The organism is Caulobacter sp. KR2-114 (assembly GCF_049446115.1).
Taxonomy (GTDB): domain Bacteria; phylum Pseudomonadota; class Alphaproteobacteria; order Caulobacterales; family Caulobacteraceae; genus Acaudatibacter.
Map to the genome: position 1 here is coordinate 52,235 of NZ_JBMSEC010000007.1, position 12,769 is coordinate 65,003.

At 70.4% G+C, this 12,769-nt stretch carries 13 protein-coding genes; 5 read left to right on the forward strand and 8 right to left on the reverse strand.

What is annotated here, in order from left to right:
* Positions 1-54: 54 nt before the first annotated feature.
* Positions 55-483: a hypothetical protein gene (locus ACO2Q3_RS21965; RefSeq protein WP_423310525.1), complete on the reverse strand. Its 429-nt coding sequence runs from the start codon at positions 481-483 to the stop codon at positions 55-57.
* Positions 484-596: 113 nt separating this feature from the next.
* Between ACO2Q3_RS21965 and ACO2Q3_RS21970 the strand changes: the two genes are divergently transcribed.
* Positions 597-1,040 (forward strand): DUF1330 domain-containing protein, encoded by a 444-nt coding sequence (locus tag ACO2Q3_RS21970; protein ID WP_423310527.1) that lies wholly within the window; start codon positions 597-599, stop codon positions 1,038-1,040.
* 168 nt (positions 1,041-1,208) lie between these two features.
* Here ACO2Q3_RS21970 and ACO2Q3_RS21975 read toward each other — a convergent pair whose 3' ends face one another.
* A complete protein-coding gene (locus tag ACO2Q3_RS21975) occupies positions 1,209-2,231 on the reverse strand; it encodes a TauD/TfdA family dioxygenase (protein WP_423310529.1) in 1,023 nt (340 codons plus the stop codon).
* Positions 2,232-2,244: 13 nt separating this feature from the next.
* Complete coding sequence (locus ACO2Q3_RS21980; RefSeq protein WP_423310531.1) at positions 2,245-3,972, reverse strand: N-acyl-D-amino-acid deacylase family protein; 1,728 nt, start codon at positions 3,970-3,972, stop codon at positions 2,245-2,247.
* Positions 3,973-4,113: 141 nt separating this feature from the next.
* On the opposite strand from ACO2Q3_RS21980, the gene ACO2Q3_RS21985 reads away from it, so the two are divergent.
* The 4 genes from ACO2Q3_RS21985 to ACO2Q3_RS22000 all read left to right on the forward strand — a co-directional run bounded on the left by ACO2Q3_RS21985 (position 4,114) and on the right by ACO2Q3_RS22000 (position 7,728).
* Positions 4,114-5,229, forward strand: coding sequence for a DNA cytosine methyltransferase (locus ACO2Q3_RS21985; RefSeq protein ID WP_423310533.1), 1,116 nt, complete (start codon positions 4,114-4,116; stop codon positions 5,227-5,229).
* Between the two features lie 74 nt (positions 5,230-5,303).
* Positions 5,304-6,290, forward strand: coding sequence for a cysteine synthase A (gene cysK, locus ACO2Q3_RS21990; protein WP_423310535.1), 987 nt, complete (start codon positions 5,304-5,306; stop codon positions 6,288-6,290).
* Positions 6,287-6,742 carry a very short patch repair endonuclease gene (locus tag ACO2Q3_RS21995; RefSeq protein ID WP_423310537.1) on the forward strand — a complete coding sequence of 152 codons (456 nt, stop codon included), beginning with the start codon at positions 6,287-6,289 and terminating at the stop codon, positions 6,740-6,742. Before cysK ends, ACO2Q3_RS21995 begins: the two co-directional genes overlap by 4 nt.
* A 47-nt stretch (positions 6,743-6,789) precedes the next feature.
* Positions 6,790-7,728: a hypothetical protein gene (locus ACO2Q3_RS22000; RefSeq protein ID WP_423310539.1), complete on the forward strand. Its 939-nt coding sequence runs from the start codon at positions 6,790-6,792 to the stop codon at positions 7,726-7,728.
* Positions 7,729-7,910: 182 nt separating this feature from the next.
* Here the strand turns inward: ACO2Q3_RS22000 and ACO2Q3_RS22005 are convergent, their stop codons facing one another.
* The 5 genes from ACO2Q3_RS22005 to ACO2Q3_RS22025 all read right to left on the reverse strand — a co-directional run bounded on the left by ACO2Q3_RS22005 (position 7,911) and on the right by ACO2Q3_RS22025 (position 12,660).
* On the reverse strand, positions 7,911-8,369 hold the full coding sequence (locus ACO2Q3_RS22005) for an OsmC family protein (RefSeq protein ID WP_423310541.1): 459 nt from the start codon (positions 8,367-8,369) through the stop codon (positions 7,911-7,913).
* Between the two features lie 228 nt (positions 8,370-8,597).
* A complete protein-coding gene (locus ACO2Q3_RS22010) occupies positions 8,598-9,761 on the reverse strand; it encodes an acyl-CoA dehydrogenase family protein (protein ID WP_423310543.1) in 1,164 nt (387 codons plus the stop codon).
* 61 nt (positions 9,762-9,822) lie between these two features.
* Positions 9,823-11,610 (reverse strand): acyl-CoA dehydrogenase C-terminal domain-containing protein, encoded by a 1,788-nt coding sequence (locus tag ACO2Q3_RS22015; protein WP_423310545.1) that lies wholly within the window; start codon positions 11,608-11,610, stop codon positions 9,823-9,825.
* Positions 11,611-11,731: 121 nt separating this feature from the next.
* On the reverse strand, positions 11,732-12,409 hold the full coding sequence (locus ACO2Q3_RS22020; RefSeq protein WP_423310546.1) for a VC0807 family protein: 678 nt from the start codon (positions 12,407-12,409) through the stop codon (positions 11,732-11,734).
* A complete protein-coding gene (locus ACO2Q3_RS22025) occupies positions 12,406-12,660 on the reverse strand; it encodes a hypothetical protein (RefSeq protein ID WP_423310548.1) in 255 nt (84 codons plus the stop codon). The genes ACO2Q3_RS22020 and ACO2Q3_RS22025 overlap by 4 nt, the downstream gene beginning before the upstream one ends.
* Between the last annotated feature and the right edge of the window lie 109 nt (positions 12,661-12,769).

The window sequence follows — 12,769 nt, forward strand, 5'->3', positions numbered from 1 at the left end:
AATTAGCCCAAACATCCGAGTTTTTCTAGTGACGCCAAAAGTCTGTCAATTCTCTCAACGCTCGAAGGCGGCGCGCACGCGCGCTTCCGCCCGGTTGTGGATGGAGCGCTCCTCAATCATGCCCGTGGCCCTGACGTAGCGTCCGTCACGGCCCCGGCGGCGCACATCGCCCTCCTTGGGCAGCCAGAACGGTTCGGCAGGCTTCTCTTCCAGGAACAGGCACAGCAAGGCGGCGAACAGCGCCGCGCCGGCCCCGGCGATGATCAGCACCAGGTAGCTGGTGAAGGGTGATTCGAAATACCGCAGCATCGCGCCGGCCCAGCTGTCGGCATCCTCACGCCCGCCGGCCAGCTGGCCGATGAACTGCGGGCCGGCCCGGACGCCGGCCGACACCCCGGCGGCCAGCATGACGGCCAGCACCCGGGGCCGCAGGAAGGCGCCGAGGGCGGCGCCGAACAGAGCGATGCACACCGTGAGGATCATTGGCGCCCATGCCTATCGCGCTTGTGGTGAGAAACGGTTAACCGGGTTGCGACGGAAGGCCGCGGACGCGAGGGCCGCGCCGCGCCGCAGGAGGACGCCCCAGGAGAACGCCCATGACCGAGCAGACCGGCTCCATCGACCCGACCCGCGCGCAGTTCGACGCCTTCAAGGCGCTGCCGCGCGACACGCCGATCCAGATGCTGAACCTGATCCGCCTGAGGCCGAAGGCCGACTATCCGCCGGGCCACCCCGACCACGGCAAGGACCTGACCGGGCTCGACGCCTACCGCGCCTACGGCCGCACCAGCGGGCCGGTGTTCGCCCGGGTGGGCGGGCGGCAGATCTGGGCCGGGCGTCCGGAGACCGTGGTCACCGGCCCGACCGACGAGCGCTGGGACCTGGCCTTCATCGCCGAGTACCCCAGCGCCGGCGCCTTCCTGGCCATGGTCACCGACCCGGAATACCGCGAACACGTCAAGCACCGCACCGCCGGCGTCGAGGACAGCCGGCTGATCCGCCTGGCGCCCCTGACCCCGGGCGACACGTTCGGGGAATAGACGGGGCCTTCTCTTCTTCTGTCATCGCGGAATCCACGCAGCGGATATCCGGGACCGCGGAAAGCGCCCGCGCTCGCCACGGCCTGCGATCCTTAGCGCTTCCGGCGGTCCCGGATCGTCGCTGCGCGCCGTCCGGGATGACAGATAGATGGGAGTGGCGGCGCGGCCTCAGTTCACCGCGTCGAGCCGGCTGATCACCTTGCGGTCGGCCCAGTGGCTGGAGATGTTGTTGCGGAAATAGGCCGGGCGGTCGGTGAGGGCGTCGGTTTCCAGCCACAGCCGCTTCAGGTGGCGGATCTTCCCGGCGTCGCGGTCGTCCTCATACGGCTCGCGGCCGTGCAGCACGTGGTAGTTGTTGATGAACTGCATGTCGCCGGGCTCGAAGTCCATGGTGACGCTGTAGGCGCCGCTCTCGGCGCGCGCGTGCATCCAGTCCAGGGCTTCCTTGGCCGCCTCGGTCAGGCGCGGGGCGTCGGCGTGCCGCTGCGAGGCGTGGATGTAGGCCGCGATCAGCCGGATGAAGAGCCGGCCCTTGTGGTTGGTGAACACCGGCAGCTCGTACCAGCCGCGCTTGCCGGGCGCCTGTTCGCCGCGCATGTCGTAGGGCTGCGGCTTGTACAGCTCCGCCGCCAGGTCCGGCCGCTCGCGCACGAGATCGTTGTGCAGGGCCACCGAGTTGCACACCGCCGAGCGGCCACCGGAGACACCGGTCTGCAGGCACAAGAGCCCCACCAGGTCCGAGCCGTCGCAGTGGAAGTCGAGGCCGATCTGGCCCAGTTCGTTGCCCCGCGCGGTCGGGTCGCCCGGCAGCTTGCCCTGGTCGGTGACGTCGCCCAGCAGGTGGCCGTAGTGATTCTGCGGCCAGGGCCGGCCGAGGTGCGCGCCAAGGCCCCAGTAGGCCAGGCACATCTCGTCGTTGTCGTAGCGCTCGCGCGGCAGGCCGCGGATCAGCACGAAGCCGCGGCCGGTCATCAGTTCGGCCTCGATCTGCTTCAGCCGGGGGCCAAGCGTCGGCAGCGGGAAGTCATCCTTGCCGATCTGCAGGAAGTCGTCGGACTTGCGCCGCGCCTCCAGGATCGCGAGGTCGATCTCGTCCACCTCTTTGGGGCTCAGGTATTCCGTCCACAGCGCCGGATCTGCGACGTCCTCGGCGCGCCATTCGCAGCCGGTTTCGAGCGCTTCGAGGGTCATCGTCTGCTCCAGTCTATTCGGCGGCCTGGGCCACGGGCGCGGCCTGGGCGCCGCGCAGCAGCCGGCCCGGCAGGGCGTCGGTCGGTTCGCCGTCGCGGTAGGTCACCTGGCCGGCCACCAGGGTGGCGACATAGCCCTTGGCCCGCTGGATCAGCCGCCGGCCGCCCGCCGGCAGGTCGTAGGCCACCTGCGGGGCGAACAGGGTCAGGTTGTCGTAGTCGATGACGTTGAGGTCGGCCCGATAGCCGGGCGCGATCAGGCCGCGATCGTACAGGCCGACGGTGCGGGCGGTGTCGCGGGCCTGCTGGCTGATCACCTGTTCCAGCGGCAGCTTCGGCCCGCGCGTGCGGTCGCGCGTCCAGTGGGTGAGCATGGTGGTGGGGAAGGAGCCGTCGCAGATCATGCCCACGTGCGCCCCGCCGTCCGACAGGCCGGGCACGGTGTCCTTGTGCGTCAGCATGGCGTAGGCCGGATCGAGGTTGCCGTAGGTGTAGTTCAGGAACGGCACGTACAGCATGCCGCGCCCGCCGTTCTGCAGCATGTGGTCCAGGGCCACGTCCTCGGCCGAGCGGCCGGTGCGCGCGGCGATGGCGGTGACGGTGCTGGACTCGTCCGGCTCATAGTCCGGGATCTCGGCCAGGATGTGCATGCGGCCAAGGCCGCCGCCGGCCCCGCGCACCGCCTCCGGCCGGCTGTCGAACAGCCGTCGCCGGAAGTCCGGGTCGGAAAGCCGCGCCACCCGCTCGGCGAGGCCCAGCGCGGCGATCTCCTTATATACAGGGTACTGGCTGAACGGATTGACCGTCAGCTCCAGCCCCAGCAGCACGCCCACCGGTCGGGCGGCCACCTGCGCCTTGATCTGCAGGCCGGCGGCGACCGCGTCCTCCACCGCCGCGAGCAGGGTCTTGTAGGCTTCGCCGTTCAGCGGGCTCTGGATCAGCGAGAACGACATCGGCCGGCCGGAGGCCTGCACCACGCGGCGCAGCATGGCGAACTCGGCCTCGGGATCGGCGAAGTCGGAGACCACCTGCAGGGCGCCGCGGCCGGCCGCCTTGAGGCCCAGGGCGATGCCGGTCAGCTCGTCCTCGCCGGCCGTCAGGGTCGGCGTCGGCTGGCCGTCGCTGGTGCGGTGGTTGAGCGTGCGCGAGGTGGAGAAGCCCAGCGCCCCGGCCTCCGCGGCCCGCTGGGCAATGGCGGCCATGGCGGCGATGTCGGCCGGCGTCGCCGGTTCGCGGTTGGCGCCGCGCTCGCCCATCACGAACACCCGCAGGGCGGCGTGCGGCAGCTGGCTGGCGATGTCGACGTCGAAGCGGCGGTTCTGCAGGCTGTCGAGGTAGTCCGGATAGGAGGTCCAGTTCCACGGCAGGCCCTGGCTCAGCACCGGGAACGGGATGTCCTCCACCCCTTCCATCAGCCGGACCAGCCGGTCGTGGTCCTCGGTGCGGCAGGGGGCGAAGCCCACGCCGCAGTTGCCCATCAGCACCGTGGTCACCCCATGCCAGGACGAGGGCTGCATGCGCTGGTCCCAGGTGGCCTGGCCGTCGTAGTGGGTGTGGATGTCGACGAAACCGGGGGTGACGATATGGCCGCGGGCGTCGATCTCCTCGGCGCCGGCGCCGGACACCCGTCCGACCGCCGCGATGCGCCCGTCCTTCACCGCGACGTCGGCTTCCCGGGCCTCGCCGCCCGAGCCGTCGTAGACCCGCCCGCCGCGGATCACGAGATCATAGGCGCGCTCCATCGCCGCCTCCCTTTTTCGCGCTTATCGCTGTTCAGAAAAGCGTGGACCCCGCCTGCGGGAGCGTCAAGCATCACCCGGCGGGCGCCGCGACGTCACGCCCGGATTCACCGGCGCCGCGACTGGCCTTAAGGTCGCCCTGCAATGAGTCGGGCGCCCCTCACCTTCTACGAGTTCTTCGCCGGCGGCGGCATGGCCCGGCTGGGCCTGGGCGAGGGGTGGGACTGCCTGTTCGCCAACGACTTCGATGCCGCCAAGGCGCGCACCTATCGCGACAACTTCGGCGGCGACGACCTGAAGGAAGGCGACGTCTGGGCGCTGTCGAGCGCCGACCTGCCGGGCCGCGCCGATCTCGCCTGGGCCTCCAGCCCCTGCCAGGACTTCAGCCTGGCGGGCCAGCGCGCCGGCCTGAAGGGGGGCCGGTCCTCGGCCTTCTTCGGCTTCTGGCGGCTGATGCAGGCGCTGGACGCCGAGGACCGCGCCCCGCGGGCGATCGTCATCGAAAACGTGGTCGGGCTGTTGACCTCGCATGGGGGCGCCGACTTCACGGCCCTCTGCCAGGCCCTGGCGGACCGGGGCTATGCCTTCGGCGCGATCGAGACGGATGCGGCGCGGTTCCTGCCGCAGTCGCGGCGCCGGGTGCTGGTGATCGCCACGCGCGAACCGCCGCCGCACCTGCCGCGCGGCCGCGAAGAGCGGCCGATGGTCGGCGAGGCGTTCGCGCGCCTGCCGGCGGCCCTGCGCCGGCTGTGGGTCGCCTGGCCGGAGCCCGGCGCGGGACGGCGCAACACCGACCTGGCCGCGCTGCTGGAGCCGGACGAGGCGGTGGCCTGGCATCCGCCGGCGACCACCGCCCACGTGCTCGGCCTGCTGGACGATCGCAACCGCGGCAAGCTCGAGGCGGCGCGTCGCTCCGGACGGCGGCAGGTGGGCGCCGTGTTCCGCCGCACCCGCGGCGGCCAGCAGCGGGCGGAAGTGCGCTTCGACGGCCTGGCCGGATGCCTGCGCACGCCGCGCGGCGGCTCCTCGCGCCAGACGCTGATGCTGGTGGAGGGCGACCAGGTCCGCACCCGGCTGATCACCGGCCGAGAAGCGGCCCGGCTGATGGGCCTGCCGGAGAGCTATCGCCTGCCGGCCCGGACCACGACGGCGCTGATGGTGGCGGGCGACGGCGTGGCGGTGCCGGTGGTGCGCTGGCTGGCCGAGACCATCCTGGAGCCCCTGCTGGCGCCGGGTCCCGGGCTGATCGCGGCGGAATAAGACCGCTTCCCAAATCCCTTCACCGGCCTAAGTTGGCGGCCGAAGCGACCAACCCCACCCGCGAGACCCCACCCATGGATTCCGCCGCCCACGAGTACGACGCCGCCCGCCACGCGCGCGCGGGTCGCGGCAAGATCTACGACTCCATCATCGACACCATCGGCGATACCCCGCTCATCCGCCTGCCGCGGCTGACCGCGCTATTGAAGCCCAAGGCCACGGTGCTGGCCAAGCTGGAGTTCTTCAACCCGATCGGCTCGGTGAAGGACCGCATCGGCGTGGCCATGATCGAGGCGCTGGAGGCCAAGGGCCTGATCCAGGAGGGCTCGACCATCGTCGAGCCGACCAGCGGCAACACCGGCATCGCCCTGGCCTTCGTCGCCGCGGCCAAGGGGTTGAAGCTGATCCTGGTGATGCCCGAGAGCATGTCGATAGAGCGGCGCAAGATGCTGGTGCTGCTGGGCGCGAAGCTGGAGCTGACCCCGGCCGAGCGGGGCATGGCCGGCGCCGTGGCGCGCGCCCGCGAACTGCTGGAGGAAATCCCCGGCAGCGTCATGCCGCAGCAGTTCGAGAACGCCGCCAACCCGGCGATCCATAGGGTCTCTACCGCCGAGGAGATCTGGAACGACACCGCCGGGGCGGTGGACGCCGTGGTCTCCGGCGTGGGCACCGGCGGCACGATCACCGGGGTCGGCCAGGTGCTGAAGGCGCGCAAGCCGTCGGTGCGGATGATCGCCGTCGAGCCCACCGCCTCGCCGGTGCTGTCCGGCGGCGCGCCGGGGCCGCACAAGATCCAGGGCATCGGCGCCGGCTTCGTGCCCGCCATTCTCGACCGCGGGGTGATGGACGAGATCGTGCAGGTGTCCAACGAGGATGCGCTGGACATGGCCCGCAAGTGCGGCCGCATCGAGGGCGTGCCGGTGGGCATCTCGTCCGGCGCGGCCCTGACCGCGGCCTTCGACGTGGCCGCGCGCGACGACATGGCCGGCAAGACCATCGTCGCCATCATCCCCAGCTTCGCCGAGCGCTATCTGTCGACGGCCCTGTTCGAAGGCCTGTGAGCCGGCCGCAGCCGCTTCCTGGCAGCGCCACCGACGTCTACGGCGCCGAGAAGCGCTCGGCGGTGATGCGCCGGGTGAAGGGCCGCGACACGACGCCGGAGCTGAAGGTGCGGCGGCTGCTGACGTCGCTGGGCGCGCGCTACCGGCTGCATCGCGCCGACCTGCCGGGAAAGCCGGACATCGTCCTGCCCGGGCGGCGGCTGGTGGTGTTCGTGCACGGCTGCTTCTGGCACGGCCACGACTGCGCCCGCGGGGCCCGCGTGCCCAAGGCCAACCGCGACTACTGGCTGGGCAAGGTCGGCCGCAACCGCGAGCGCGACACGGCCCACCGCGCCGCGCTGCAGGCCGCGGGCTGGCGGGTGGAGACGGTCTGGGAGTGCGAGCTGAAGGACATGGACGCCCTGCGGCGGCGTGCGGCGTCATGGCTGGCGGCCGGCGCAGGCGTTCGTTAACCGAACCGGTTCAGTGCTGGAGGACTGACATCGAAGAGAGCGCCGCCATGGCCGCCACCGCCCGCAAGATCGACGCCGCCGCCGCCTCGACCGCCACCCGCGACTTCATCGACCACGGCTACCACGTGTTCCCGGGCGGGGTGGACCCGGTCGCCGCCGACCGGCTGCTGGCCAAGCTGAAGGCGACGCGCGACTGGGATCACTCCCTGTTCCTGACCGAAGCCGCGTTCGACGCCGACCCGCAGTACACCGGCGTCAACCCCAAGCCCGGCCGCAACCTGCTGGAGGGCCTGGACGAGGACCTGGCCTTCGTCGAACAGGACCCCGGCATCGTCGCCGGCCTGACCGAGGTGCTCGGCCCCGGCTACGAGCTGATGAACCGCAAGGTGGTGTGCGGCGTGCCGGCCAGGTCCGTGCCCGCCTGGCTGAAGGCCCGCATCACCGACAATCCGGTCAACAACCTGGGCGCCTATGTGAAGCCGCAGTACCGGGACGTGACCTATTTCTACGGCATCGACTTCCACCAGGACCTGATCGACTTCAAGGACCGCGAAGCCGACTTCATCACCCTGTACGTCTACATCCACCCGGTCACGCGCCACGACGCGCCGCTTTTCCTGCTGGAGGACAGCCATGTGCTGGGGGCCACGGTGTTCCCGCACGACCTGGAAAAGAACGACCGCGGCTGGCTGTATCGCGACGGCAAGGGCGGCTGGGCGCAGACCACGCAGAAGCTGCTGGTGGGCGATGCCGGCTATGCCGCCATGTGGCACGCCTGCACCCTGCACGGCACCCAGCCCGACGCCGCCGACAACGAGCGGCTGTCGCTGCGCTATCTGTACGCCAAGGCCCCGGGCGCGAAGGGCGCCGGCATCGATGCGGTGAACGCCAGCCTGCGGGGCCCGACGATGCTCTCGTCCACCCGCCAGGACCTCGACGCCCGCGGCGCCGCGCGGATCAAGGCCAACAGCGTCAACAAGGCTTAGGTCGCCGGCGCTTCGGCGCGGCCCCTCACCCTCCCAATCGCTGCGCGATCGGGCCCCTCCCTCTCCCTGCAGGGAGAGGTGGACTCGGCCGGCGCTGGGTGAATTTCCTCTCCCTTAAGGGAGAGGAAGGGGCCCGCGCCCGCCAGGGCGTGGGAAGGTGAGGGGCTGCGCCGGCCCAGCCGTCACCGCGGCTCGACCACCACCTCGCTGGTCACCGAATTGGCCAGGAAGCATTCCTCGTGGGCGCGGTGGTGCAGGTGGGCCAGTTCTTCCGCCGTCGGCGCCCTGCCTGCGAACGTCGCGGCCGGGCGCAGCACGACGCGGGTCATCACCAGCTTGCCGTCGGCGCGCTTGTCGAGGGTCCCCTCCGCCTCGTCGCGATAGGACGTCACGGAAAACCCGCCCCGCGCGGCGACGTCCAGGAACCACAGCATGTGGCACTGGCTGAGCGCAGCGGTGAACGCCGCCTCCGGATCCATGGCGTCGGCCCGCGACCACGGCGCGCGCACGATGTGCGGCGAGGCCGAGCCCGGCACGACGGTCCCATGCTCGAAGGTCACCGTATGCTCGCGGCTGTAGCGATGCTTCAGGAAATCCTCGCCCGCGAAGGCCCAGGCGATGGTGGCGTGATAGGTGCTCATGGTGTGGGGGTTTAGCGCGGGCGGGCGCTCGCAGCCACGCTCTCTCTCTCGTCACCCCGGGCGGAGCGCAGCGAAGACCCGGGGCCAGCCGCGCCGCTCCATAGACGAACGAGAGAAGCGCGCCGACGGGCAGTGCTCTGCTGGACACCATCTAAGTTGCGGGACCGCTGGCCCCGGATCGGCGCGCTTCGCGCTTGTCCGGGGTGACGATGGAAGAGGGAGAGATCGCTAAAGCGTCCGCGAGATCAGCACCTTCATGATCTCGTTCGTCCCGCCGTAGATCCGCTGCACGCGGCTGTCGCGGTACATGCGGCTGATCGGGTACTCGTCCATGTAGCCGAAGCCGCCGAACAGCTGCAGGCACTCGTCGATGATCTTGTTCTCCAGGTCGGAGACCCAGTACTTGGCCATCGACGCCTTGGCGGCGTCGAGCTGGCCCTTGAGGTGCTCGCCGATCGCCCAGTTGACGAACACCCGCGCCACCGTGGCCTCGGTCTTGCACTCGGCCAGCTTGAACTGGGTGTTCTGGAAATCGATGATCTTCTTGCCGAAGGCCTGGCGTTCCTTGACGTAGGCGATGGTCAGCTCCAGCGCCCGCTCGATCGAGGCCATGCCCTGGACGGCGATGTTCAGCCGCTCCTGCGGCAGCTGGTTCATCAGCTGGAAGAAGCCCTGGCCCTCGTCGCCGCCCAGCACGTTGGCGGCCGGCACGCGCACGTCGTTGAAGAACAGCTCGGAGGTGTCGGCCGCCTCCTGGCCCAGCTTGTCGAGGTTGCGGCCGCGCTCGAAGCCGGCCGCGCCATCGGTCTCCACCATCACGAGGGAGGTGCCGCGCGCGCCCTGCGCCGGGTCGGTCTTGCACACCACGCAGATCAGGTTGGCGGTCTGGCCGTTGGTGATGAAGGTCTTGGAGCCGTTGATGACATAGTCGTCGCCGGCCTTCAGGGCGGTGGTCTTGATGCCCTGCAGGTCGGAGCCTGCGCCCGGCTCGGTCATGGCGATAGCCGCCACCAGCTCGCCGGTGGCCAGCTTCGGCAGCCAGCGGTGGCGCTGCTCCTCGGTGCCGTAGTGCAGGATGTACGGCGCGACGATGGCGTTGTGCAGCGAGGCGCCGAAGCCGTCGACGCCCTGCAGCCCCAGGCGCTCCATCAGGATCACCTCGTGGCGGTAGTCGCCGCCCATGCCGCCGTACGCTTCCGGGATCGACAGGCACAGCAGCCCCGCCGCGCCAGCCTTGGTCCACATGTCGCGATCGACGATGCCGTTGGCCCGCCAGCGCGCCGTCACCTCAGGCGGGGCGTGCTCGTCGAAGAACCGCCGGGCGGCGTCCTCGAAGATGACGATGTCCTCTTCGGCCAGGAAGTCCGGGCGCGGAACGTCGAGAACGGGCATGGCGAAGTCTCCGGTTTCCCCGGCCTTTAGAACCCCTTACGCCGCGACAGCAAAGCCCGCCTCAGAACGCCTCGTCCGGCAGGGCCATCAGGGTCGCGGCGCCGGTCTTCAGCTTGGCCAGGTGGGCGCCGCCATTGGGCAGGATGCGCTCGACGAAGTACCGGCCGACGGTCAGCTTGTTGGCGTAGAACGGATCGGCGTCGCCGGCGGCGATCTTGCCCTGCGCCACCTTGGCCATCTTCGCCCACATGTAGGCCAGGCCGGTGATGCCGAAGAGGTGCATGTAGTCGGTGGAGGCGGCGCCGGCGTTGTCGGGGTTGGCGAGGCCGTTCTGCATCAGCCAGAAGGTGCCGTCCTGCAGCTGGGCCTTCACCGCGGCCAGGCCCTCGACGAACGGCTTCAGGGCCGCATCGTCCTCGTTGGCGGCGACGAAGGCGTCGACCTCGGCGAAGAAGGTCATCACCGCGCGCCCGCCGTTGGCCGCCAGCTTGCGGCCCACCAGGTCCAGCGCCTGCACGCCGTTGGTGCCCTCGTAGATCAGCGAGATGCGGCAGTCGCGCAGGTACTGGCTGGCGGGGAAGTGCTCGGTGAAGCCGGAGCCGCCATGCACCTGCATGGCGTCCGAGCAGATGTTGAAGCCGCGGTCGGTCAGGTAGCCCTTCAGCACCGGGGTCATCAGCCCCATGTAGTCCAGCGCCTTCTGGCGTACGGCCTCGTCGGGGTCCGCGTGGGCCAGGTCGCCGTGCAGGGCGGTCCAGAACAGGAAGGCGCGGCCGGCCTCCAGGATCGCCCGGGAATCCATCAGCATGCGCCGCACGTCCGGGTGCACCAGGATCGGGTCGGCGGGACCGTCAGGGTTCTTCGGCCCGGTCAGGGCGCGTCCCTGCAGCCGGTCCTTGGCGAAGGCGGCGGCGGCCTGATAGGCGGCCTCGCCCTGGGCCAGGCCCTGCATGCCGACGCCGAGGCGCGCCTCGTTCATCATCACGAACATCAGGTTCAGGCCGCGGTTCTCCTCGCCCACCAGCCAGCCGGTCGCCTCGTCGTGCATCATCACGCAGGTGGCGTTGCCGTGGATGCCCATCTTCTCTTCCAGGCCGGCGCACTTGACGTTGTTGCGCTCCCCGGGGGTCCCGTCGGCCTTGGGGATGAACTTGGGCACGATGAACAGGCTGATGCCCCGGGTGCCGGCCGGCGTGCCCTCGATGCGGGCCAGCACCAGGTGGACGATGTTCTCGGTCAGGTCGTGCTCGCCGCCGGAGATCCAGATCTTCTGGCCGCTGATGCGATAGGTCCCGTCGCCCTGCGGGACCGCCTTGGTGCGCAAAAGGCCCAGGTCCGTGCCGCAGTGCGGCTCGGTCAGGTTCATGGTGCCGCCCCACTGGCCCGACGCCAGCTTGGGCAGGTACAGCGCCTTCTGCGCGTCCGAGCCGCCGTTGAGGATCGCCGAATAGGCCCCGTGGGTCAGGCCCGGATACATCGAGAAGGCCATGTTGGCCGACGAGCTCATCTCGCTGAAGGCCAGGTTGACCACCGCCGGCAGGCCCTGGCCGCCGAATTCCGGCTCCGCGCCCAGCGCCGGCCAGCCGCCTTCCACCAGCGCCTTGTAGGCCTCCTTGAAGCCCTTCGGCGTGGTCACGGTGTTGTCGGCCGCCCAGTGGCAGCCTTGCTTGTCGCCCACCGGATTGAGCGGGGCCAGCACCTCGCTGGTGAACTTCGCCGCCTCGTCCAGGATCTGTTCCACCACGTCCATGCTGGCGTCGGAGAAGCCCGGCAGGTTGGCGTGCTTCTCGATCTCCAGGACGTCGCGCAGCAGGAACAGATGCTCGCGAACGGGCGGCTGATAGGTCATGGGCGTCCTCAGGTCAGGGCGATGGCGGTTGCTTCGTCCCTATTCTAGTGCGCCCCCGCCGCGCTTGTCGCCCCAGGGCGCGTTTGGCCTGTCGACGGCGGGTTCGGCGCGCCGCCGAGGCTCAGGTCTGCCGGGCCCGGGCCGACCGTCGCGCGCGCGGCACGAACCAGAAGGTCCAGGCGGTGAGCAGGCCGATGGCGCCGTAGCTGACCGGGCCGCCGACCAGCAGGTAGGTCTTGATCGGCAGGGCGAACACCAGGGCGCAGTTGATCGCGCAGGCGCCGACGAGGCCCGCGCCCCAGACCACGGTGGCCAGGGTCATCGCCCGGCGGAAGGCGGCGTCGGCGGTCAGGCCCTCGAACGCGGCCGCCGCTTCCTTCGACCGGCGGTTCATGCGGGCGCGGGCCAGCTCGTGGATCAGCGGCCGACCGATCGCCGCCGAGCCCAGGAACACCAGGCCGACGAGCCCGCCGACCAGGGTCTCGCGCAGCTGCAGCATCTTCACCCCACCGCCGCCGACGAAGGCGATCAGCGACAGGACGATGCCGGTCAAGGCCAGAACGGAGATGGCGTCGACCTTCCGCTCGCGGGCGAACTCGATGATCGACCAGGCCAGGGGCGGGACCGACGAGGCCAGAAGCGCCTTCACGTCGCCGAGATGCGGCGCGGCCAGGCTGTAGATCAGATAGGGACCGATGAAGTTGACCAGCAGCTCGAACGCCAGCTTCAGGCCGTGGGTGCGAAACCAGGCCGCAATCATCGCGGCGCGGCTTTGCGGGGCGGAGACGGGGCCGATCACCGCACCCGCTCCCCACGGGCGGCGCACTTGATGCCCGCGTCGGCGAACAGCACCTGTCCGGTCATTAGCCGGTTCTGCGCCGAGAGGCGCCAGGCGACAAGGGCCGCCAAGTCCTCGGCCCGACCACGGCAGCCGCCGCTGAGCGCGATCACCCGGTCGCCCTCCGCGCCCGGGGCGGCGGCGACGGCCGCTCCGATGCCGCACGCTGCGCCGGTGACCGCGTAGGTCCTGCCAGCATGGAAAGCGGACATGACTTTCTCCTCCTGTTTCCGACGACCGGGGCGGGCAGCGCTTGCCTTGGGCCGACCCGTACCGTACCGTTCGGTTCGGCTATAGTTCGACGGCGTGGCGATGGCAAGA

Bases quoted from the DNA above. Each gene is read 5' to 3' on its own strand.
- ACO2Q3_RS21965 (WP_423310525.1), bottom strand. From the start codon at position 483: ATGATCCTCACGGTGTGCATCGCTCTGTTCGGCGCCGCCCTCGGCGCC.
- ACO2Q3_RS21970 (WP_423310527.1), top strand. From the start codon at position 597: ATGACCGAGCAGACCGGCTCCATCGACCCGACCCGCGCGCAGTTCGAC.
- ACO2Q3_RS21975 (WP_423310529.1), bottom strand. From the start codon at position 2,231: ATGACCCTCGAAGCGCTCGAAACCGGCTGCGAATGGCGCGCCGAGGAC.
- ACO2Q3_RS21980 (WP_423310531.1), bottom strand. From the start codon at position 3,972: ATGGAGCGCGCCTATGATCTCGTGATCCGCGGCGGGCGGGTCTACGAC.
- ACO2Q3_RS21985 (WP_423310533.1), top strand. From the start codon at position 4,114: ATGAGTCGGGCGCCCCTCACCTTCTACGAGTTCTTCGCCGGCGGCGGC.
- cysK (WP_423310535.1), top strand. From the start codon at position 5,304: ATGGATTCCGCCGCCCACGAGTACGACGCCGCCCGCCACGCGCGCGCG.
- ACO2Q3_RS22000 (WP_423310539.1), top strand. From the start codon at position 6,790: ATGGCCGCCACCGCCCGCAAGATCGACGCCGCCGCCGCCTCGACCGCC.
- ACO2Q3_RS22005 (WP_423310541.1), bottom strand. From the start codon at position 8,369: ATGAGCACCTATCACGCCACCATCGCCTGGGCCTTCGCGGGCGAGGAT.
- ACO2Q3_RS22010 (WP_423310543.1), bottom strand. From the start codon at position 9,761: ATGCCCGTTCTCGACGTTCCGCGCCCGGACTTCCTGGCCGAAGAGGAC.
- ACO2Q3_RS22015 (WP_423310545.1), bottom strand. From the start codon at position 11,610: ATGACCTATCAGCCGCCCGTTCGCGAGCATCTGTTCCTGCTGCGCGAC.
- ACO2Q3_RS22025 (WP_423310548.1), bottom strand. From the start codon at position 12,660: ATGTCCGCTTTCCATGCTGGCAGGACCTACGCGGTCACCGGCGCAGCG.